The following is a 21,809-nucleotide window of genomic DNA, read 5'->3' on the forward strand; positions in this document are numbered from 1 at the left end:
GCACCGGCCTTTCGATCAGCGCAGCGGCAGGTAGATTTCCGTGCGCAGATCGGCCGGCGCCGCATCCATCGGCGTATTGAGGTACAGCTCGAACGGCGGCGCGTCGGCGGCTTCGCGGCCCGAGTGACGCAGCCAGTCGCCGTAGAGCCACTGGTAGGCCGTCTTCAGATCCGCATACGGCCCCGTATGCAGCAGCACCGCATATTCGCCGCCTGCCACCGTTGTGCGCTCCACCGGCGGCGCGGGTTCGATGTCAGGTGCGCCATCGGCCGGCATGAAGCAGGCTTTTGCGCGCAGCTGCGCCTCGGGCTTCGTGTCCGGATCGTCGTAAAAAATGCCGATCATCTTCGCGCCCGGGCCGATCAGCCCGCGCGGACCGGCCCACGCACCGATCCGAGCGAACGCGTCGCCGACCTTCAGGTACGACCCGGTGTGCGCCACTGCATAGCCGTGTAATTCCGGCAGCCGCCGGATCTCGACTTCATGCTTGAACATGTCTTCTTCTCCTCGCTGTAACGGATAGATGGGCCGGTGGCTGCCCGTGCGCCGGTGCTGCACGGGCGGCACGCCGTAGGCGTCGCGAAACGCCCGCGCGAACGCGTGCGTCGAACCGTAGCCGGCACGCCGCGCGATCTCGTCGATCGGCCGCGCCGTGCATACGAGATCCTCGGACGCGCGCACGATCCGCATCCGCCGCACCGTCTGCACGATCGACTCGCCATACAGCGCGCGATAGACGCGCTGCCAGTGATACGGCGACAGGCACGCGACTTCGGCGAGCCGGTTCAGGTCGAGCGGGCCGTCGAGGTGTGCGTGGATGTATTCGTGGACACGCGCCACGCTCGCCGCGTAGCGGATCCAGGCGGGCTGGTCGGGTTTCGTTTCGACGGTCATCGGCGTGTCCGGGCAGGAACCGACGTCACGGTAGCACGGCCCGATTTGATAAATCTTGCGGAAATGCGTAGGAGGCCAACGAATCGAGCCCTTTTTATTTTGGCGAAATGGGGTCTTGCCCCTCCGAGATCTAGAACTAAAGTTAAAGACGGTGAAATCGGGTGATCGCGTCATTTTTCTCGGGTAAGTTGCTCCGTCGGGGCAGCACGTTTTTCGAAGTACGCAGGTAGTTCGTCGATGTTCAATCGCAACACCACGTTTTCGGGAGAAGAAGAAATGGATGCTTCCAGCTTCATCACGTCGCTGCAGACCACGCTAGGGGGGTATCTGCCAAAGATTGCCGGCGCGATCGGCATTCTGGTGATCGGCTGGCTGATCGCCGTCGCGGTGCGGGCCGGCGCGATGCGCCTGCTCGGCGCGCTGAAGGTCGATCAGCGGATCAACGAAAGCACCGGCCAGGGCGCCTACGTCGAGCGCATCATCGCGGGCGGGCTGTTCTGGCTCGTGCTGCTGGTCACCGCGGTGGGCATCTTCAACGTGCTCAACCTGTATGCGGTCTCCAACCCGTTCTCGCTGCTCGTCACGCATATCGTCAACTACCTGCCGAACCTGATCGGCGGCGCGGCGCTGACGCTGATCGCGTGGCTCATCGCGTCGCTGCTGCGCAGCCTCGCGAACCGCGCGCTGAAGGCGAGCAAGATCGACGACAAGCTGTCCGAAGGCGCCGGCATGCAGCCGATGACCGGCTATCTCGGCGACGTGCTGTTCTGGCTCGTGATCCTGATGTTCCTGCCGGCGATCCTCGGATCGTTCGCGCTGTCGGGGCTGCTGTCGCCGGTGCAGGGGATGGTCGACAAGCTGCTCGCGATCGTGCCGAACATTTTCGCGGCCGCGGTGATCGGCTTCGTCGGCTGGATCGTCGCGCGCGTGCTGCGCGGCCTCGTGACGAACCTGCTCGTCGCCGCCGGCGCCGACCGCCTCACGCAGCGCCTCGACAGCCCGACGCCCGTGCGCGTATCGAGCCTGGTCGGCACGATCGTCTACGTGTTCGTGTTCGTGCCGACGCTGATCTCCGCGCTCGACGCGCTGAAGATCGACGCGATCTCGGTGCCGGCCACCAACATGCTGAACCAGTTCCTCGGCGCGGTGCCGGACATCGTCGCGGCGATCGTGATCGTGCTGGTGACGTTCTACTTCGCGCGCTTCGTCGCGTCGCTCGCGCAGAAGCTGCTGGAAGCCGCGGGCGCCGACGGGCTGCCGGCCGTGCTCGGCGTCGAGCGCGTGTTCTCGGGGATCCTGCAGCCGTCGGTGCTGGTCGCGCGGCTGATCGTGTTCTTCGCGATGCTGTTCGCGTCGGTCGAAGCCGCGAACCGGCTCGGCTTCACGCAGGTGCGCGACGTCGTCACCCTCTTCATCGAATTCGGCGGCCACGTACTGATGGGCGGCGTGATCCTCGTGATCGGCGTGTGGCTCGCGGGCCTCGCGCGCCGCGTGATCGAGCAGGCCGACCGCGAGCACAGCGTGTTGTTCGCGCGCATCGCGCAATTCGCGATCCTGGGCCTCGTGTTCGCGATGGGGCTGCGTGCGATGGGCATCGCGAACGAGATCGTCCAGCTTGCATTCGGCCTCGTGCTCGGCGCGATCGCGGTGGCGGTGGCGCTGTCGTTCGGTCTCGGCGGTCGCGAAGCGGCCGGCAAGCTGCTCGACCGCTGGTTCAACCAGCGCGGCGGCGGCCAGTAAAGCCACCGTCGAGCATCCGTCCGGCCGCGCTGCATGGCCGGACGGCACGGCGGCTGCGTGTGTATCCCGCCGGGCGAGAACGGCACGCGACAGCGTTCGCGCGTGCGGCGCCGGCGGCGCCCGGCTGTCGGCGAAGGCTGTCGCTGTGCCCCCTGCGGCGTATCGGCTGCGTCAGCCGTTCCGGGTCTGCATTTCTGCAAGCGAAATGTCAGCCGCGATCTTTGCCGAATTTCGATAACACGTCGTTTAATGACTCTCTAGCATCGATTCTCAGTCGCGCAGGCCGCCAGGCCCGGCGCCTTTGAGGAGAGAGTCCGATGAAAGCAGAGTCGAATGGCCGGCCCGCCGCCGGCGCCAAGTCGTCCGGCCAGCCCGCGCTGCAGCAGACGCTCGGGACCTGGCAACTGTGGGGCATCGCGGTCGGCCTCGTGATTTCCGGCGAGTACTTCGGCTGGAGCTACGGCTGGGCGAGCGCCGGCACGCTGGGCTTCGTCGTCACCGCGCTGTTCGTCGCGGCGATGTACACCACCTTCATCTTCAGTTTCACCGAGCTGACGACGTCGATCCCGCATGCGGGCGGCCCGTTCGCGTATGCGCGCCGTGCATTCGGCCCGACCGGCGGCTATCTCGCCGGTGCCGCGACACTCGTCGAGTTCGTGTTTGCACCGCCCGCGATCGCACTCGCGATCGGCGCGTACCTGCACGTGCAGTTCCCGGGCCTCGAGCCCAAGCATGCGGCAATGGGCGCGTATCTCGTGTTCATGGCGCTGAACATCGTCGGCGTGCAGATCGCGGCGACCTTCGAGCTGGTCGTCACGCTGCTCGCGATCTTCGAGCTGCTGGTGTTCATGGGCGTCGTGTCGCCGGGCTTCGCGTGGAGCAATTTCATGAAGGGCGGCTGGTCGGGCGCCGATCATTTCAGCATGGGCGCGTTCCACGGGATGTTCGCGGCGATCCCGTTCGCGATCTGGTTCTTCCTCGCGATCGAAGGCGTCGCGATGGCCGCCGAGGAAGCGAAGAACCCGAAGCGCTCGATCCCGATCGCGTATGTGGCCGGGATCCTGACCCTCGTTGCACTGGCGATCGGCGTGATGGTGTTCGCCGGCGGCGCGGGCGACTGGACCAAGCTCGCGAATATCAACGATCCGCTGCCGCAGGCCATGAAGTACATCGTCGGCGCAAACAGCGGCTGGATGCACATGCTCGTGTGGCTGGGGCTGTTCGGGCTGGTCGCGTCGTTCCACGGGATCATCCTCGGTTATTCGCGCCAGATCTTCGCGCTGGCCCGCGAAGGCTACCTGCCCGAATGGCTCGGCAAGGTGCATCCCCGCTTCAAGACGCCGCATCGCGCGATTCTCGCGGGCGGCGTGGTCGGCATCGCGGCGATCTACAGCGACGAGCTGATCCAGTTCGGCGGGCAGACGCTGACCGCGAATATCGTGACGATGTCGGTATTCGGTGCGATCGTGATGTATATCGTGAGCATGGCGTCGCTGTTCAAGCTGCGTCGCTCGCAGCCGAACATGGCACGGCCGTTCCGCGCGCCGCTGTACCCGATCTTCCCGGCGTTCGCGATCCTGGCCGCGTTCGTCTGTCTCGGAACGATGGTGTACTTCAACGGGCTGGTCGCGCTGGTGTTCCTCGGCTTCCTCGCGTTCGGCTACGCGTACTTCCTCGCGACGCGTGCGCAGCGTGCGAGTGCGCCCGGCGACGCGCTGCTGGAGGAATGAGCAGGGTGAAGGTGAACGTGAAAGGCCGTTCCTGACGGCATCCGGCGCGCCCCGTCGAACGGGCGCGCCGTCGGCATTTGGCAAGGAGATTCGAACGATGTCCTATACGGAGACGATCGGCCCGCGCACGTACCGTTTCGCGGACCTGAAGACGCTGCTCGCGAAGGCGAGCCCGCTGCGTTCCGGCGACCAGCTCGCCGGTGTCGCGGCGGCGAGCGAGGAGGAGCGCGTCGCCGCGAAGATCGCGCTCGCGGGCGTGCCGCTGAAGGCATTCCTGAACGAAGCGGTGATCCCGTATGAAGACGACGAGGTCACGCGCCTCATCGTCGACGATCACGACGCGGCTGCCTTCGCGGACATCTCGCACCTCACCGTCGGCGATTTCCGCAACTGGCTGCTGTCGCCGGCCGCCGACGGCGCGGCGCTCGAACGGATCGCGCCGGGCCTCACGCCCGAGATGGTCGCGGCCGTGTCGAAGCTGATGCGCAACCAGGACCTGATCGCGGCGGCGAGGAAACGCCGCGTCGTCACGCGCTTTCGCAACACGGTCGGGCTGCCGGGCCGGATGTCGGTGCGGCTGCAGCCGAACCACCCGACCGACGACGTGAAGGGCATCGCCGCATCGATGCTCGACGGGCTGATGTACGGCTGCGGCGACGCGATGATCGGCATCAACCCGGCCACCGACAGCCTCGCGGCGATCGTGAAGCTGCTCGCGATGATCGACGGGTTCCGCGAACGCTACGGCGTGCCGACGCAGTCGTGCGTGCTCACACACGTGACCAACACGATCGCGGCGGTCGAGAAGGGCGCGCCGGTCGATCTCGTGTTCCAGTCGATCGCGGGCACCGAGAAGGCGAACGCGAGCTTCGGCATCTCGCTCGCGCTGCTCGGCGAGGCGCGCGAGGCCGCGTTGTCGCTCAAGCGCGGCACGGTCGGCAACAACCTGATGTACTTCGAGACGGGGCAAGGCAGTGCGCTGTCGGCGAACGCGCACTTCGGCGTCGACCAGCAGACCTGCGAAGTGCGCGCGTATGCGGTGGCGCGCAAATTCGACCCGTTCCTCGTGAACACGGTGGTCGGCTTCATCGGGCCCGAATACCTGTACGACGGCAAGCAGATCATCCGTGCGGGGCTCGAGGATCACTTCTGCGGGAAGCTGCTCGGCGTGCCGATGGGCTGCGACATCTGCTACACGAACCACGCGGAAGCCGACCAGGACGACATGGACACGCTGTTGACGCTGCTCGGTGCGGCCGGCATCAACTTCATCATGGGGATTCCGGGCGCGGACGACGTGATGCTGAACTACCAGAGCACGTCGTTCCACGACCAGCTCTACGTGCGCGAGGTGCTCGGCCTGCGCCGCGCGCCGGAATTCGAGGAGTGGCTGGAGACGATGGAGATCGCCGACGCGCACGGTGCGTTGCGCGCGGCGACGTCGCGCGTGCCGCTGCTCGCGGGCGCGAACGACTGGATGGGGATTTCGGCATGAGCGACGCCGTCGAAAAGAACCCGTGGGCGCAGCTGAAGTCGTTCACGAACGCACGGATCGCGCTCGGTCGCGCGGGCAACAGCCTGCCGACCGCGCCGCTGCTCGCGTTCAACCTCTCGCATGCGCAGGCGCGCGACGCGGTGCACCAGCCGCTCGACGTGGACGCGCTGCGGCGGGAGATCGAGGCAGCCGGCTTCGCGACGCTCGGCGTGCAGAGCGCGGCGCCCGATCGCCAGCATTACCTGCGCCGGCCCGACCTCGGCCGCAAGCTGTCGGATGAAGGGCGCGCGCTGCTGGCTGCGCACGGCGATGCGGTGAGCGGCGATGGGCCTGACGTCGTGTTCGTGGTCGGCGACGGGTTGTCGGCGTTCGCGGCCGCGAAACAGGCATTGCCGTTGCTGCAGGCGGTGCGGCCGCGGCTCGATGCGGACGGCTGGCGGATCGGCCCGGTGGTGGTCGCGACGCAGGCGCGTGTCGCGCTCGGCGACGAGATCGGCGAGCTGCTGCGCGCGAAGGTCGTCGCGATGCTGATCGGCGAGCGGCCGGGGCTCAGCTCGCCGGACAGCCTCGGCGTGTACCTGACGTGGGCGCCGAAGGTCGGCTGCCACGATGCATTGCGCAACTGCATCTCGAACGTGCGGCCCGAAGGGCTGCCGTACGCGGGGGCCGCGCACAAGCTGCATTACCTGATGACGCACGCGCGCCGGCTCGGGCTGACGGGTGTCGGGCTGAAGGACGACAGTGATGCGTTGTTGCCGCAGGCGGAGGCGGAGCGGATCGGGGATGCGTGAATAGCCACTCGCATCGAAAGTCAATAAACACCCGCAGCTTCGGCGACAACTGCCGGCTCGGCGCAACACGTTGATTGCTTGCCGCACGCGGGACGGCGCGAGCGCTGCAAGTGCCGCGCATCTTGGCATTGCTGCGCTCCGTCTCGATCGGTCCGTCGAATAGGTTTCGCGCACCTGGCAAACCACTACCTCGATCGTTTGCACGGCTTCCGGGCTCATCGGCCCTGAAAGTGCGCGACTACTGGCGCATTTGACGCCGGTCAGCGCTCTCGAAAATTCGCATTGCGAATTTCGAATTCGTCTGATTGATTCATCTTTCTCATTCGCGCAAATTTCGTGTGGCGCAACCATCACCGATTTGTCGAGAAAGGAGACCCGATGAGTGACGAGTCGAATGTCCCGCCCCATCGTTCCTTCACCAGCAGCTCACTTGCTGCACGCGTGACCAAGGCCAGCGGCACCATCCGGGTGATGCCAAGGCGAAAGCGATTCTTGGATTGACGCGCGATTAAATCGGATTGGTTGATTCGGTTGGTCTCAATTCATTTGTTGCGGATTTTCCGCAATGGTTTGTCCATGGATAGCGGCCGCGTTTCGATGTGATATGGCTGGCGCCCGATATAACGAGGGTAAGAATGACGGGATTCGATCGCGTGACAAGTTATTTGACGGGGCGGCAATCCGCGCATCTGAAGCTGATGCGGCGCAAGTCGAAGCGCGAGCCGGAGACGGGCGAACTGCCTCCCATGCCCACGGTGTCGGTCGTATCGTGGGTCGTGCGCGAGGCGATCTGCGAGCCGTACAGCGTCAAGGCGGTAGTTGCCGCACCGATTGCGATTCCGAGAAAGATGGTGCTCGGGCAACTCGCGAAATTTTCGGTTCAACCCGAGGACGGACGCGCCAAGCGCGAATTTACCGGCTTCGTGACGCAGTTCGACTCCGTATCGGAATCCCGTGATGGTTACACCTACCGTATTGTGATGCGCCAGCATCTGGCCGTCATGGACGGCCCGAGCAATTGCGCCACGTACCAGGGAATGGCTTCGTGGGAAATCATCAAGGAGATTTTGGCGCGTTACGACCTCCGCTTCTGGATACAGGTCGAATTCAATCTGCGCCGCGAGCATCCCAGGCACTCATTCCGCTTCCAGTACAACATGGGCGACTGGGACTACATCAAGCTCGAGATGGAGCAAGCGGGCCTGTACTGCTACACGAGGACCGGCGAGCACGGCGACGTGCTGGTGATCGCGGACGACGTTGACGGCTATATGCGCCCCGCGATACCTGTGCTGGATCGTCCCACTGCCGGGCTGGCGACCTTCGAGGAAGCGATTTTTTCCTTCAAGGTCCGCTCGCGCGTCGTGCCGGAATCCTATGTGGTTGCCGACTACAACCCCGAGCAGGCGTGGGAGCGCTTCCGTGCCGAGGACCGCGCCGTATCGGACGACGAGACCATGATCGGCAAGCCCTATTTCTGGGGCACGCATCACGACGACGCCAAAGGGGCCAAACGCGAGGCGCAGTTGCGCCATGAAGCGGCACGTGCCAGCCAGATTCGTTACTCGGTGGAGTCGACCGTGCTGGCGATCCGGCCTGGCAGCATCGTGCAGTCTGATCGGGCGCTCGAGGATGCCGGCGCGGCAATGTTTGTGACAACGGTTGTGCATCGCGGCGCGCGGAACGCGAGCTACGTGAACAGCTTCACGGCGATTCCGGCCGATCGTCCGTACCGGCGGGAAATTGACGAGCGTCGGTGGCCGAAAATTCCCGGCACGCTAGGCGCGACTATTACGTCGCCTGACAAGTACAAATTCGCCTACCTGACCGACAAAGGCGAGTACGTTGCGCGGTTTCACTGCGACTTCGGCAACTGGCCCAAGGGTGGGGAAAGCGTTCCGTTACGGCTCGCCAAGCCGTTCGCAAGCAGGAACCATACGGGCATGCACATGCCCGCGTTGGACGGCGACGAAGCACTGATCGGCTTTCGCGAAGGCAATCCGAACAAGCCCTTTATTGCGGCTTTTATCCACAATAGCGAGCGCCCCGACCTGATTAATTCGTCACGACGGCGCATGTCGCGTAACGAGATCCGAACGCAATCCGGCAACAAGTTCTGGATGGACGATTGGGACAATCAGGAAGGCATCGAACTCGGTACGGAGCACTCCGGCCGCTCGCAACTCCATCTCGGCCATATGGTGGACCGCGCACTGAACCAGCGAGGCGCGGGTGCCGAACTGCGGACTTCAGGGCATGCGGTTGCGCGAGGCGGCGCAGGCGTGATGGTGACGGCCTACGACCGGCCGGGCGGCGTGGGCAAGCAGCTTGATATGGCCGAGACGGTCGCGCAACTCAAGGAAATGTTGGCGCTAGCCGAATCGCTGGCGAAGTCGGCCGAGGCGTCGAAGGCATCGCCTGCGGATACCCGGGCGCAAAAGGCGATCAGCGACGGGCTGGACGAATTGAAAAGGCCGGGTGCGGTCGTGACTGCACCGGGACCGGTTGGCGTGGTCTCGGGCGACGGTGTGCAACTCGCCGCCGATGGTTCGATCATCGGGACCGCGAAGAAAGGAGTCCACTTCAGCGCGCTCAAGAGGATCACCGCCGCTGCGGGCGGTCTGTTGTCACTGTTCGCGCGGGAGGGCATGAGCCTGATCGCGTCGGCCGGCGAGGTCATTGTGCAGGCCCAGCGAGGCCGCATGCAGCTTGCGGCGCAGGAAGACATGACGGTCGAAACGGTCAATGGCGTTTTGCACGTGAAGTCGCCGAAGGAAATCCTGCTCAGCGTCGGCGGCTCGTATATCCGCGTGAATCCGGAAGGGATCGAGATGGGCACGCGCGGCCGTGTGCACTTCAGGACGAGTGGCTTGAAGAAGACCGGGCCGGCTCAACTGGACCTGAGCGGCGCGGCGTTCGCGCCGGCTTTCGTGCCGTTCAAGACGGAGTGTGAGGTCTGGCGTACCAACCCGAATTTTGTACAAGCGCCGGCCTTGGCACTTGAGCCGAACCCGTCGCAAATGGGGGCACAGGGTAATACTGGGGCCGTGCCACCCGTCCCGGCGTCAGATACCGACGCAACAGTGCCACCATCATTTCTGGGGGGCATCTTTGGTGGGAAATCAAGTGCGAAAGCAGGAGTGTCAAGCAATCGCGGCCTGACAGTTAACGATTCGGACAATGAGCAACAAAAGTGCATTAGGCTTGATCCGATTCAGCTATTAAGTCCCGCTCCGTGTAATTGGCAACTGGCTGATTTTAGTGAGTCAGTCAGTATGATGCGGGAGACACCGACATACCAGAAATACGGTTGGACGAGAACTGAGCGACTTAAAAATGGTGACGATCCGGTTATGTGTGCCGGAACAGCGCTCACCACATGCCAGTTCACCTACGATGCGAGTAATAAAATGTTGACGGCGAAGGTCGTTGCCGCATTGGTGCCGCGACTGCTGGTGAAAATGAATCGGGCAACAGGGGAGCCGTCGCGCGACGAAAATAACCGGTACATTATAGTGCAATATGAAACGTTCAGGAATGGAGCCAATTCCGGAAAATCGTTTGCCGAGCATGGCTTGATACAGGTCGAACGTGATCCGAAGGAAGTTGACGCCTCAACCTACAAGAACCAGATTGAAAAGACCTTGAATCAAGGTAATTACAAGCTGATTCTTGATGGCTGTCAGAAGGGGGGTGCCTGCGGTTGCCGAATCGCCGTCAAATTCTGTGCTGATGTGCAGGTGGTAAGGGCAGCTGACGCGCCAGCGCTCAACCCGAACATCACCATTAGCCTGTATCCGACGACTGAGCGGGCAGATGCTATGAATTGGCCGGAAAAAGAGTATCAGAAGCAGGTGGCAACTGGGCGATATACGGAAAGGGTTACGCAAACAAAAGCACATGAAATTGGGCATCTCTTTAATTTTCCTGACGAATACTGGCGGCAAGGGGGATTTGTTCACTCGATTTATGTTGGGGATGGCGTGAATATCGATTTTGCGCTTGCCGATGCAAATAAAGATAAGAATACGTTCTGGATTATTGAAACTGAAACCAATCTGATGGGCGGTGGATGTCTTCAGCCGACGGCGACGATCTCCCCGTATTACCTCGAATACATCCGTAGGTGGTTCTCCGCTCATACCAACAAGTTGTGGAGGGTCGGCTATGACGCGCCAGTCAAGAAAGCATGAACAGATAACGAAAGACGAGCCCCAAATATGGGGACTACTCTCGTCGGGCAGGAGTGATTTGCAGTTTTCTAACGCAGTTCGAAAGCTGGCTCTGTTGATAATTCTTGTATGGATGGGGGGTGGATTCGTTATGGCGAATGATTTCGGCAACAGTGCCATGAAGCCTGGTGCATTTTCCCTTTCGTGGTCCGGTGGCCTTGAATATGGTTCGAGAGAAATGACTTTTGATGGCGAAGGAAGGTTTTATTTTGCCAAAGGGGATACTGTCAACGACGAATCACAAACGGGTGTGGGTGTTTTCGTTCTCAGTCTGCAGAATAAAGAGGCGCGGCAACTGAAAGACGTAGCTCACACTCTGTGTGACAAGGATATTCAGTCCGGCGGACCAGAAACCCATGATCCGGCCGCAACATTTAGCGTTATCTGCCAAGACGAAGGTAAAGCCGTACGGAGATCAGGTTCATTGCGTCTGATTCCAGAGCGTTTCAGGCGTCAGGTTTTTGATGCACCTCTCAGGCTATCCGAGCAGGCATGCTCGGATGGTCAAAAGATCATCAAGTTGGATTTCGAGACGGTGAGTATCGAGCATAAGGGCGATCATTACACTGTGTCGATTAAATTTATCAATTCCGGCAAACGATGGATTAAATTTAAAACGCCAGATCTATTGCCTGGCAATACTCGGGGTGGGGGGCTTGCCGTTGCGCCGTTTAGTGAGCTTGGGAAGATGCAGCCTCGCGATGATTGGGGCTTTAATTTGGCTGGTAAAACACTGATAAATAAAAAAGAATTTCCTGATGGATTTGTCGTGCTCAATCCTGGTGAAAGTAGGATTTTGAAGATCGAGGCTGTTCCGGATAATAAAATTTTAAAAGGTGTGTACGAGATTTCCGGTGTGGCTTTTATGAAAATAGAATACGAGGGCTATGGCTGGGGGCTGTCAACGCACGTCGATTTCAGTCCTATTAAAAGCCAAATAGCTTTCGACCATGACTATCCTTCAACGCCACAGGAGCGTGAGCAGTGGGAGGCCATGCATCGCGCAAACATGTCATATCACGCGGTGAAGCCCGGTGAGACGTTCGCGGAGGACGGCCTGTATCGAGCCGTACGTCTGAATTCCGGCGGCAGCTACCGCAGCTTGCAGGTGATGCCATTCAAGGCCGGCGACATCGCCACGACCGACAGCATGACGATGCCGATGGAGTCCGGGGACGGCGTCCATCTCGATGGGCCGGTGCAATGGGTATGGGAAGGCAGTGCCCCGACCCCCACGAAGCCATTCTCGTCCGCCTATGTCGAAGGCACGGAGCAGTTCAGCTTGCCCGGCGCGCCGTGTCCGCGTGGCGGCCGATGGGTGGCGCGCGTGCGCGCGAATGCCGACTACTCGACGCCGGAATATCGCTATGACCTGTCCCGCATCGTCACGATGCGGCGCGGCCAGCCGATGCCGTCGATTCCGAGCGACGCCGGCAACGCTGAATGGGAATGGGTGGGAGTCTGAAATGCGCGAACGTGCCCTGATCTATCAGCATGACCGGACGACGGCGAACGGCGTCGTGCTTGACGGCCTCGATGACGTTGAACTCGACGATCGCAAGTTGAGCCATGTGGGCGCGCGGGTCCAATGTCCTGCGTGCAACACCATTGGCCGGATCGAGCCGGTCGGTGAGCGCTCGGACCATGAACTGAGCGACAAACAGCCCGCGCTCGAAGACGACCTTTGCCGGTGCGCGTGCAATTCCTCGCCGCGGCTGATTGCATCGCAGCGCCACTCGATGATCGAAGCGTGACGCGATATTCACGGAGACGCGATGAAATTTCGCTGGGATCAACGCGTGCCGCCCGAGTGGCAGCACCCTAAGCCGCCGCCTGTATGGGTCTACCTCGTCTTGTTCCTCGTGATCGAGGGCGTGTGCCTGGCCTATACGGTGACAACGTGGCCGGCGGGCAAACCGGTTGGCTCGCCGGAATTCATGCGATCCGCGCTGACGGTCCCGCTTACTTTTTGGCTCACGATCTGCGCCGCGCTTTATTCGACGTTTTACGACGGCTTGGCGTTTGAGGCAGCGGTCAGGAATGCGGCGCGCTGGCATTTGCTGGTCCGATGGCAGCGACTCAGCCGTGCAGGCATGGCCGTGCTCGACAGTGTCATTCTCACGCCCGAAGCCGACCTGGCCGAACGCATGCTGAAACTGGAAGGCAGTCCACCGGAGAATCCGGGGAAGGTCATGTTGCTTGGAGGCGTCGACGCAACCCACGTCGCATCACGCGTCAGCAGCCTGCTGGAAACCCTTTTGACACCACTGGCGGCGCGGCTGGCTGAGGCGGCGCGCAGCAACTCATTCGAAATCGTGATGCAGTGCGACCGACAGGAATGGTCGACGGACGTCAAGGCTGTGTGGGAGTGCTTGAAGTTGCCAGGGCGGCCCCGTGTTCGATGGATCGACAACGACCGCAACGTGAACTTTGCGGAGAACTGGTTCACGGACAAAAGCGACTCGCCGTTTGCCTCTAGCCACTATGCAGTTGACGGAACACCGAGGTATCGCCTTGTTGTCGCATGGCATTTGAATGATGACGCCCCCGGCATTGCGCCGGCGACATCGGAAGCAGCGGTTGCGCTTCTGCTCGGTTCGCGCGCGCTCATACAGGAAAAACCTGAGCTAAAGCGGCAGGCTTGGCTACTTCGTCAGGTCGTCGGGGAAGCCGATCAGGTCGACAGGTCGCTAGCGTTGCTGCTCAACGCGGCGCAGGCGCCACGCGAGCGAATCCGTCACTTCTGGCATAGCCGGCTCAAGGGACTCGCGCAGCATGCGACGCTGGGCGCGGTCAGGGATGCCGATCTGAAGATTGAAGCACATGCGCTTGATCCGGCGATTGGTCCGCAGGCTCCGGTCGCGCGCTGGGTTCTTCAGGCGCTGGCCGGCAAGATGGCGTTATATGGTCAGGGGGCGCAGCTTGTCGCACTGCCTCACGCGGAGGGCGTCGCGCTCAATCTTGTCGTCAAGGAGCTGCCGAGCGTGGACGCGCCGTGGAAGACAGACTATGAGTACAACCTGTTCCCAGCCGTCGAACTCGTCGCGTGTGTGGCGATGTGGGTATTCGGGATGCTGCTGTCCCCCGACAATGCGTGGGGCACGTTCGAAACGGTGTTCACCAGTGTCATGGTTGTCGTCGTGATCGTGTGCGGTGGCTGGCGCATCCTCGCACAGCGGCTCTATGCCGACGACGTGTGGCGCCAATACGGGTAAGCAGCGATGAACGCATTTCGGCAATTCAGCATTCCCCGGTTCGTGGCGTTGTGGTGGCTCTCGCTGCTGGCGTGTGCCGTCTGGATGACTGCGAGTTACTGGTATGTGTCGGAAGTACTGGGTACGGCAACCCCCCCTGCAATATGCGTTGATCTTTCTAAGCTTCACGGTGGGGCTGATCGCGGACGAACTGTGTGATCGATGGCGACGGCATCTCGCATGTTTCCTTCATATAGAGGATGTCGTCGACGGCGTGTGTCCTGACCGGGAACACGAGATTGCGCAGGCGGCGGTGTGGCGCTGGTATGAGCATCGAGGCAAGCCGTGGTGGATCAGTTCACATCGGGAACGGCCCCATGTGCGCACAGCGGATGCGTGGCAGCGTTTTGAGGCGTACGACCGTGCGATGAAGCGGCAGATACGCGCGGCCCGAAGCGACGAGGTATGACGTCGCATCGGCGTTCCTGGTTCACTGGCGCCGGACTGAATGCTACCTGAACAACCGCTCGCACAGAAAATCGACGAACACGCGCAGCTTCGGCGACAACTGCCGGCTCGACGGCCACACGATCGAGAACTGCCCCGGCGCGATCCGGTAGTCGTCGAGCACGGTAACGAGCGCGCCCTGTTCGAGCGCGTCGCGCGCGAGGAAGTCGGGCATGTAGCCGATGCCGAGCCCCGCGAGCACGGTGCCGCGCAGCGCCTCCATGTTGTTGCAGGTCAGCGCGGTGCGCAGCTTCAGCGGCGTGCCGTCGTCGGCCGCGAGCGCCCAGTCCTGCAGCTTGCCGGTGGTCGGGAAGCAGTAGCGCACGCAGTCGTGCGCTTCGAGATCGCGCGGCGTGCGCGGCGTGCCGGCCTGCGCGAGATACGCGGGCGTCGCGCACAGCACGAACGCGAACGGGCCGAGCCGCCGCGACATCAGGCTCGAATCCGACAGCGGGCCGCTGCGGATCACCGCGTCGAAGCCGCCTTCGACGACATCCACCATCCGGTCGTTGAAATCGAGATCGAGCTCGACGTCCGGGTAGCGCTGCCGGAATTCGGGCAGCACCGGCAGCAGGAACCGGTAGCCGATCACCGGCAGGCTCACGCGCAGCTTGCCGCGCGGGCGCTGCGCGGATGCCGTCACGGTCGCTTCCGCGTCGCGGAAATCCTCGAGGATCCGCTGGCAGCGTTCGTAGAAGTGCCGCCCTTCTTCGGTGAGCGTGACGCGCCGCGTCGTGCGGTTGAACAGGCGCACGCCGAGCGACTGTTCGAGTTTCGCGATCGTCTTGCCGACCGCCGACGCCGAGATGCCGAGCGCGCGGCCGGCCGCGACGAAGCTCAAGGCTTCGGCGGTGCGGACGAAGGCGACGATGCCGGTCAGGTTGTCCATCGAATCGAAGGCGTGCGTCGACGCACGTGGCCAAGTGAATTGCGGAATTCTAGTCCGTTATATGCGGAGCTTCGCGTGGTTTTTCGCCGATTGAATCGGATTTATCTTCTGTCGCTCTGACGGCGCATCCGCGCCGGCTTTTCGAGGAGCGATGATGGATCACCCTTTTTCAGCCGCTTCGGACCCGTCGGCACGCCGGCGCGCGTGGGTGCTGGCGGCCGTCTGCATGGCCGCCGTCGCGCTGCCGCTGTCGTTTTCGGGCGGCGCCGTCGCGACGCCCGCGATCGGCCGCGACCTGCACGGCGGGACGGTCGCGATGAACTGGATCACCAACGCGTTCATGCTCGCGTTCGGCAGTTTCCTGATGGCGGCCGGTGCGCTGGCCGACCAGTTCGGCCGCAAGCGCCTGTTCGCGATCGGCGTCGGCGGCTTCACGCTGATGTCGATCGCGCTCGCGTTCGCGCCGTCGATGCTCGCGGTCGACCTGCTGCGCGCCGCCCAAGGGCTCGCGGCGGCCGCGGCGCTGGCGGGCGGCACGGCCGCGCTTGCGCAGGAGTTCGACGGCGCGGCGCGCACGCGCGCCTTCAGCCTGCTCGGCACCACCTTCGGCATCGGGCTCGCGTTCGGGCCGGTGCTCGCCGGCGCGCTGATCGGGCATGTCGGCTGGCGCGCGATCTTCGTGGCGAGCGCGGTGGCCGGCGGGCTGTCGCTCGTATTCGGGCTGCCGCGCATGCACGAGTCGCGCGACCCGCACGCGACGGGGCTCGACTGGCCCGGCACGGCCGCGTTCACCACCGCGCTGACGCTGTTCACGTTCGGCGTGATCGAGGCGCCCGCGCGCGGCTGGTCGAGCCCGCTGGTGATCGCGCTGCTGGCCGGCGCGGCGCTCGGCGCGTGTGCGTTCGTCGCGATCGAGACGCGCGTCGCGCGGCCGATGCTCGACCTGTCGCTGTTCCGGATCGCGCGCTTCGTCGGCGTGCAGGTGCTGCCGGTGTCGACCTGCTGCTGCTACATCGTGCTGCTCGTCGTGTTGCCGCTGCGCTTCATCGGCATCGACGGCTTCAGCGAGATCGACGCCGGCTGGCTGATGCTCGCGATTTCCGCGCCGATGCTGGTCGTGCCGTTCATCGCGGCGACGCTCACGCGCTGGCTGTCGGCGGGCGTGATCTCGGGGCTCGGGCTCCTGATCGCGGCGGCCGGGCTCGTGTGGCTGGGCATCGTGCTGCGCAGCGGCGCAGGGCTCGCGGCGATCACGCCGATGGTGACGATCGGCGTCGGGGCCGGGATGCCGTGGGGGCTGATGGACGGGCTGTCGGTGAGCGTCGTGCCGAAGGAGCGCGCGGGGATGGCGACGGGGATTTTCAGCACGACGCGCGTGGCCGGCGAGGGGATCGCGCTCGCGATCGTCGGTGCGGTGCTGGCCGGGCTCGCGCGGACCGGGCTGACGCAGGCGGCGGGTGCCGCCGGCACGCCTGACGCGACGCTGCGTGCGGCGGCGCGGCTCGCGACCGGCGATCTCGCGGGCGCGGCGGCCGTGTTGCCGGGTGTCGGGCATGCGGCGCTGCTCGCGAGCTACACGCATGCGTTCGATCGATTGTTGATCGGGCTGGCGGTCGTGACGGTGCTGTGTGCAGGGGTGGTGTTCGCGTTTCTCGGCGGGCGGCGGGTGGCTGCCGAAACGGGCGACGATACCGACGGGCACGCGCATGCCGACGTGCCGGTGCACAGCCGGATCGAAGCAGCGTGTGCGGAGACGCACGGGCGTTGAGCGTCGCGTCATCGCGCACAGGGCGCGTCGGGCTGGACGGCCGGCGCGTCGTTTCCATTACGTCAGCTGCATTCGCACGCTGACGATCCGCCACGCCCATCACGCCAGCACCAGCGGCGGCAGTGCCGCATCCGCCCGTGCCTGCGCATGTTCCACTTCAACCACCACATGGCGCCGCGCATCGGGCCACAGATGCGCGCGGCTTGCCGCATCCTCGTCGATCGTAGCGCGCCCCTGCACGAGCCAGGTCGTCTGCCGCACGAAGTCGACGAACAGCAGCGCGATGACCGGATTCACGAGCAGGTTGCCGATCGTGTTGAACAGATTGTTGCCCGCGAAGTCGGGCAGCACGAGCGTACGGCGGTCGGGCAGGTCGACGAGCGGCTCGAACGAGCCGTCCGCGCGTGGCTGGCGGCCGCGATACGAGCAGTCGCTGTTGCCGGCCGCGTCGGCGGTCGCGACGATCAGGAACGCCTGCTCGCGGATGAACGCGATGGCGTCGTCGGTCAGGGGGCCGCGGTCGTTCATGGTGTCGGTCGGCGCACACGCCGTTGCGTGGGAATGCGCAGGGCGCATGCAAGCGACATGCCACGCGGCGCGGCCTGCCTCCGCGCGCAGATGCGCTCGCGCACTGTGGAAATTTCGAACACCGTCCCGGCGCGCTGCGCAACCGTGCTGTTCAGAATCGGCACACCCGCCATGCTGCGTCGGTGAACACGGCACGGTGCGCACGCGGGCCGGCCGGGGTTACCGTGTTTCCGTCCTGTTTGGCACGCATGTTGCGTAAACGAGGGCAGCGCAATGCCAACCGGCGCTGTACTCACACAAGCACGATGAACAGGAGACATGTATGAACCCGTTTGACCTGAAGCAACTGGGCCTCGACGTCGAATACCCGTACCGTCAGCAATACGACAACTACATCGGCGGCAAGTGGGTTCCGCCGGTGAAAGGTGAGTACTTCGAGAACGTGTCGCCGATCAACGGCCAGCCGTTCTGTCACATACCGCGCTCGGGCGCCGACGACATCGAGCTCGCGCTCGACGCCGCGCACGCCGCGCGCCGCAAGTGGGGCAAGACGTCGGTCGCCGAGCGCGCGAACCTGCTGCTCGCCGCCGCCGACCGGATGGAAAAGAACCTGAAGCTGCTGGCGGTGGCCGAGACGATCGACAACGGCAAGCCGCTGCGCGAGACGATGGCGGCCGACCTGCCGCTCGCGATCGACCACTTCCGCTACTTCGCGGGCTGCATCCGCGCGCAGGAAGGCGGCATCTCCGAAATCGACGACAACACCGTCGCGTATCACTTCCACGAACCGCTCGGCGTCGTCGGCCAGATCATCCCGTGGAACTTCCCGCTGCTGATGGCCGCATGGAAGCTCGCGCCGGCGCTCGCGGCCGGCTGCTGCGTGGTGATGAAGCCGGCCGAGCAGACGCCCGCGTCGGTGCTGGTGCTGATGGAGCTGATCGGCGACCTGTTCCCGGCCGGCACGATCAACATCGTGAACGGCTTCGGCAAGGAAGCGGGCGAAGCGCTCGCGACCAGCAAGCGCATCGCGAAGATCGCGTTCACGGGCTCGACGCCGGTCGGCAAGCACATCCTGCGCGCCGCGGCCGACAGCCTGATCCCGTCGACGGTCGAACTGGGCGGCAAGAGCCCGAACATCTTCTTCGCCGACGTGCTCGACCAGGACGACGCGTTCCTCGACAAGGCGCTCGAAGGGCTCGCGATGTTCGCGCTGAACCAGGGCGAAGTGTGCACGTGCCCGTCGCGGATCCTGATCCAGGAATCGATCTACGAGAAGTTCATCGAGAAGGCGGTTGCGCGGGTCGAGCGCATCAAGGCCGGCCACCCGCTCGACCTGCAGACGATGATCGGCGCGCAGGCCTCGCAGCAGCAGCTCGACAAGATCCTGTCGTACATCGACATCGGCCGCGGCGAAGGCGCGCAATGCCTGACGGGCGGCGAGCGCACGGCGCCGGCGGCGGAACTCGGCACGGGCTACTACGTGAAACCGACGATGCTGCTCGGCAACAACAAGATGCGCGTGTTCCAGGAAGAGATCTTCGGGCCGGTCGCGTCGGTGATGACGTTCAAGGACGAGCAGGACGCGATCGAACTCGCGAACGACACGTTCTACGGGCTCGGCGCGGGCGTGTGGACGCGCAACGGCACGCGTGCGTACCGGATGGGCCGCGAGGTCGAGGCCGGCCGCGTGTGGACCAACTGCTATCACCTTTATCCCGCGCATGCGGCGTTCGGTGGCTACAAGCAGTCGGGGATCGGCCGCGAGACGCACAAGATGGCGCTGTCGAACTATCAGCAGACGAAGTGCCTGCTGGTGAGCTACCAGGCCGAGGCGCTCGGGTTCTTCTGATCCCGCGTGCGCGTCCTGACCGGCTGGCGGCGCGGTATGCGTCGGCCGGTCGGGGCGCCGTCTTGAGCGGAAAAGCTTCGGACACCGGAGGGTCGTCGAGTGCGTGTCGTGTCGGGCGACGGTGGTTGCCTGGCCGACCACGGGTGCGCGGATGCGTGCCGCGCGGCCGACCGGTGATCCGGAGATTGACCGTTTCCGCCCATTCGCATTTGCAACCTGGTACCGGCGCGCATTGTCGCGGCCTTCGCCGGAAACGATACCGATGGTCGTTCGTTTTCCGCGGCAAGTCGAGCCGGCGCGCCGGCCGTAAAACCCCATGTCAGAACCGCCCCGATCCTATCCGCGCCATCCCGTGTTCCACGCAGGTGAACTCGACGCGCAACACCGTTTCGGCGTCGCCGACGAGGCCGAGCGGATGAGCGACGTCGTGACGACGCGGCTGAGCATCGGCGTGCGGCAGTTCATCGAGACCCAGCCATTCATGTTCGTCGGCACGGCGTGCGGCGGCCAGGCGGGCGTGACCTGCGACATCGTGCAGAGCCGGCGCGACGCGAACGGCGACCTGCTGCCGGTCGTGCGCGTGATCGATACGAAGACGCTGCGCTTCGTGCTGCCGGTGTACGGCGAGGGCGACGGTGGCCGGATCGATGCGGCGCGGTGTAATGGCAGCGGCGTCGGGTTGCTGTTCGTCGACTTCATGCGCGGTATCCGTTACCGGATCAACGGGCGCGCGACGCTGCGGACGGATCTGTCCGAGGCGGACGCGGCGCCGTGGCCGGCCGGCTGCGCGATCGTCGAGCTGGCGGTCGCGCAGGTGTACGGCAATTGCGGCACGCGGGTCGTGCGGCTGCGGCCCGCGAACGGTGGCTAGCCGGCCGCCGTGTATCGCGCCGGATGGGCGGCGCGCACCGGGTGCGCCGGCGTGGCGCGTGCCGCACTGGCGGAGTGCGTACGGCTGGGCGTTTGGATGTGCCTACATGGCGCGCGCAGGCCGCGCGGGCGCCGAATGACGGGCTTTGCGCAGGTCGCGCACGGTTCGGCACGGGACTTGCGTGACAGGTGCGGTTCCGGGCAGGTGAAGGAGGACACGATGGATCAATACGTGGCGTGCAGCAAAGAACCGACGGCCGAAGACACGCGGCGCAACGCGCAGGGCGACGATGCGCTGGCCGGGCAGGCGGTCGTCAGCGTCGCGCATGACGCCGACGAGCAGGCGCGCAACCTGATCGGCTGGCGGCAGACCTACGACCAGCTCGCGGCCGGCCGCTTCGTCGGCACGCTGACCGAGCTGCCGCTCGACACGATGAAGCTGTTTCGCGAATCGACGAGCCACCTGCTGCGCCAGGCGTGCGAGGTGCGCGGCGACGCGTACTGGTTCGGCATCCCGCTCGTGAGCGACGGCACCGCGCGCGTCGATGCGTGCCGCATCGGGCCGGGTGCGCTCGCGTTCCGGCCCGGCAACGTCGAGTTCGAACTGGTGACGCCCGCGCAGTTCTCGATCTACGGCGTCGTCGTGCGCGGCGACGTGCTGCGTCACTACGCGGAAGAGGTCGAGCACTGCGCGCTCGACGAGCGGCTGTTCACGCAGCGCGTGATGCAGGTCGGCGATGCGCGGCTCGCGCGCCTGTGCGCACTGCTCGGCCGACGGCTCGACGGTGCGGTGGCGATGGCCGGCCCGCTGGCCGATGCGCAGCGTGACGACCTGCAGGGCGAGGTGCTGGCCGCGCTGTTCGACGTGTGCGCGCAACCGGCCGACGACGACGCCGGCCGTGCGCCGTCGACGCGCCGCTGGATCGTCGAGCAGGCACGCGACTACGTGCTTGCGCACCGCACGCGCCCGGTCGGCGTGCCCGAGCTGTGCGAGCAGTTGCACGTGAGCCGGCGCACGCTGCAGTACTGCTTCCAGGACGTGCTCGGCATGGCGCCCGCGACCTATCTGCGCACGTTGCGGCTGAACGGCGCGCGGCGCGACCTGTGCGGCCGCGCGGCCGGTTCGGTGCAGGACGTGGCGGAGGCGTGGGGCTTCTGGCATCTCAGCCAGTTCGCGACGGATTACCGGCGGCTGTTCGGCAAGCGGCCGTCGGAGACGCTGCGCGATCGCGCGGTGATGGTGGCGGTGGGGTGAGCGCGGGGCGGTAGTCGAAGCGGTTCTTGGTTCGGCTTAGGCACCGGCACTGACATCGACATCGACA

The 21,809-nt window shown here is 64.6% G+C and carries 15 protein-coding genes; 12 read left to right on the forward strand and 3 right to left on the reverse strand.

The genetic code is table 11. The features are described 5' to 3' along the window. Window positions 1-15: 15 nt before the first annotated feature. On the reverse strand, window positions 16-894 hold the full coding sequence (locus tag CFB50_RS00650; protein ID WP_069246793.1) for an AraC family transcriptional regulator: 879 nt from the start codon (window positions 892-894) through the stop codon (window positions 16-18). Window positions 895-1,170: 276 nt separating this feature from the next. Between CFB50_RS00650 and CFB50_RS00655 the strand changes: the two genes are divergently transcribed. The 8 genes from CFB50_RS00655 to CFB50_RS00690 all read left to right on the forward strand — a co-directional run bounded on the left by CFB50_RS00655 (window position 1,171) and on the right by CFB50_RS00690 (window position 14,097). Beyond that, window positions 1,171-2,634 (forward strand): mechanosensitive ion channel, encoded by a 1,464-nt coding sequence (locus CFB50_RS00655; protein ID WP_069249193.1) that lies wholly within the window; start codon window positions 1,171-1,173, stop codon window positions 2,632-2,634. Between the two features lie 317 nt (window positions 2,635-2,951). Next, on the forward strand, window positions 2,952-4,364 hold the full coding sequence (gene eat, locus CFB50_RS00660) for an ethanolamine permease (protein ID WP_069246794.1): 1,413 nt from the start codon (window positions 2,952-2,954) through the stop codon (window positions 4,362-4,364). A 97-nt stretch (window positions 4,365-4,461) separates the two neighbouring features. Then, window positions 4,462-5,859 carry an ethanolamine ammonia-lyase subunit EutB gene (locus CFB50_RS00665; protein ID WP_069246795.1) on the forward strand — a complete coding sequence of 466 codons (1,398 nt, stop codon included), beginning with the start codon at window positions 4,462-4,464 and terminating at the stop codon, window positions 5,857-5,859. Next, window positions 5,856-6,650, forward strand: coding sequence for an ethanolamine ammonia-lyase subunit EutC (gene eutC / locus CFB50_RS00670; RefSeq protein ID WP_069246796.1), 795 nt, complete (start codon window positions 5,856-5,858; stop codon window positions 6,648-6,650). The genes CFB50_RS00665 and eutC overlap by 4 nt, the downstream gene beginning before the upstream one ends. 635 nt (window positions 6,651-7,285) lie before the next feature. Next, window positions 7,286-10,843 (forward strand): type VI secretion system Vgr family protein, encoded by a 3,558-nt coding sequence (locus CFB50_RS00675; protein WP_089444741.1) that lies wholly within the window; start codon window positions 7,286-7,288, stop codon window positions 10,841-10,843. 130 nt (window positions 10,844-10,973) lie between these two features. Then, entirely contained in the window at window positions 10,974-12,347 is a 1,374-nt protein-coding gene (locus CFB50_RS38450; protein ID WP_144020615.1) for a hypothetical protein, read from the forward strand. Between the two features lies 1 nt (window position 12,348). Further along, window positions 12,349-12,636, forward strand: a complete 288-nt coding sequence (locus tag CFB50_RS00685; RefSeq protein WP_069246799.1) for a PAAR domain-containing protein — start codon at window positions 12,349-12,351, stop codon at window positions 12,634-12,636. Between the two features lie 21 nt (window positions 12,637-12,657). After that, window positions 12,658-14,097: a hypothetical protein gene (locus CFB50_RS00690; RefSeq protein WP_069246800.1), complete on the forward strand. Its 1,440-nt coding sequence runs from the start codon at window positions 12,658-12,660 to the stop codon at window positions 14,095-14,097. Between the two features lie 490 nt (window positions 14,098-14,587). Here the strand turns inward: CFB50_RS00690 and CFB50_RS00695 are convergent, their stop codons facing one another. Beyond that, window positions 14,588-15,472, reverse strand: a complete 885-nt coding sequence (locus CFB50_RS00695; protein ID WP_069246801.1) for a LysR family transcriptional regulator — start codon at window positions 15,470-15,472, stop codon at window positions 14,588-14,590. 154 nt (window positions 15,473-15,626) lie between these two features. Between CFB50_RS00695 and CFB50_RS00700 the strand changes: the two genes are divergently transcribed. Beyond that, window positions 15,627-17,240 (forward strand): MFS transporter, encoded by a 1,614-nt coding sequence (locus CFB50_RS00700; protein ID WP_069249194.1) that lies wholly within the window; start codon window positions 15,627-15,629, stop codon window positions 17,238-17,240. A 99-nt stretch (window positions 17,241-17,339) separates the two neighbouring features. On the opposite strand, the gene CFB50_RS00705 is transcribed toward CFB50_RS00700, so the two are convergent. Then, window positions 17,340-17,816 (reverse strand): pyridoxamine 5'-phosphate oxidase family protein, encoded by a 477-nt coding sequence (locus CFB50_RS00705; protein ID WP_089444742.1) that lies wholly within the window; start codon window positions 17,814-17,816, stop codon window positions 17,340-17,342. 274 nt (window positions 17,817-18,090) lie between these two features. Between CFB50_RS00705 and exaC the strand changes: the two genes are divergently transcribed. From exaC to CFB50_RS00720, 3 genes are all read left to right on the forward strand, one after another. Then, window positions 18,091-19,617: an acetaldehyde dehydrogenase ExaC gene (gene exaC / locus CFB50_RS00710; protein ID WP_069246803.1), complete on the forward strand. Its 1,527-nt coding sequence runs from the start codon at window positions 18,091-18,093 to the stop codon at window positions 19,615-19,617. A gap of 316 nt (window positions 19,618-19,933) precedes the next feature. Then, window positions 19,934-20,488, forward strand: a complete 555-nt coding sequence (locus CFB50_RS00715) for a hypothetical protein (protein ID WP_069246804.1) — start codon at window positions 19,934-19,936, stop codon at window positions 20,486-20,488. A gap of 219 nt (window positions 20,489-20,707) precedes the next feature. Continuing rightward, window positions 20,708-21,742 carry a helix-turn-helix domain-containing protein gene (locus CFB50_RS00720; protein ID WP_069249195.1) on the forward strand — a complete coding sequence of 345 codons (1,035 nt, stop codon included), beginning with the start codon at window positions 20,708-20,710 and terminating at the stop codon, window positions 21,740-21,742. Window positions 21,743-21,809 lie beyond the last annotated feature (67 nt).

The sequence above is a fragment of the Burkholderia sp. AU33423 genome, assembly GCF_002223135.1.
GTDB classification, from domain to species: domain Bacteria; phylum Pseudomonadota; class Gammaproteobacteria; order Burkholderiales; family Burkholderiaceae; genus Burkholderia; species Burkholderia lata_D.

Coding starts and splice junctions, on each gene's coding strand:
- CFB50_RS00650 (WP_069246793.1), bottom strand. CDS start 894: ATGACCGTCGAAACGAAACCCGACCAGCCCGCCTGGATCCGCTACGCG.
- CFB50_RS00655 (WP_069249193.1), top strand. CDS start 1,171: ATGGATGCTTCCAGCTTCATCACGTCGCTGCAGACCACGCTAGGGGGG.
- eat (WP_069246794.1), top strand. CDS start 2,952: ATGAAAGCAGAGTCGAATGGCCGGCCCGCCGCCGGCGCCAAGTCGTCC.
- CFB50_RS00665 (WP_069246795.1), top strand. CDS start 4,462: ATGTCCTATACGGAGACGATCGGCCCGCGCACGTACCGTTTCGCGGAC.
- eutC (WP_069246796.1), top strand. CDS start 5,856: ATGAGCGACGCCGTCGAAAAGAACCCGTGGGCGCAGCTGAAGTCGTTC.
- CFB50_RS00675 (WP_089444741.1), top strand. CDS start 7,286: ATGACGGGATTCGATCGCGTGACAAGTTATTTGACGGGGCGGCAATCC.
- CFB50_RS38450 (WP_144020615.1), top strand. CDS start 10,974: ATGGCGAATGATTTCGGCAACAGTGCCATGAAGCCTGGTGCATTTTCC.
- CFB50_RS00685 (WP_069246799.1), top strand. CDS start 12,349: ATGCGCGAACGTGCCCTGATCTATCAGCATGACCGGACGACGGCGAAC.
- CFB50_RS00690 (WP_069246800.1), top strand. CDS start 12,658: ATGAAATTTCGCTGGGATCAACGCGTGCCGCCCGAGTGGCAGCACCCT.
- CFB50_RS00695 (WP_069246801.1), bottom strand. CDS start 15,472: ATGGACAACCTGACCGGCATCGTCGCCTTCGTCCGCACCGCCGAAGCC.
- CFB50_RS00700 (WP_069249194.1), top strand. CDS start 15,627: ATGGATCACCCTTTTTCAGCCGCTTCGGACCCGTCGGCACGCCGGCGC.
- CFB50_RS00705 (WP_089444742.1), bottom strand. CDS start 17,816: ATGCGCCCTGCGCATTCCCACGCAACGGCGTGTGCGCCGACCGACACC.
- exaC (WP_069246803.1), top strand. CDS start 18,091: ATGAACCCGTTTGACCTGAAGCAACTGGGCCTCGACGTCGAATACCCG.
- CFB50_RS00715 (WP_069246804.1), top strand. CDS start 19,934: ATGTCAGAACCGCCCCGATCCTATCCGCGCCATCCCGTGTTCCACGCA.
- CFB50_RS00720 (WP_069249195.1), top strand. CDS start 20,708: ATGGATCAATACGTGGCGTGCAGCAAAGAACCGACGGCCGAAGACACG.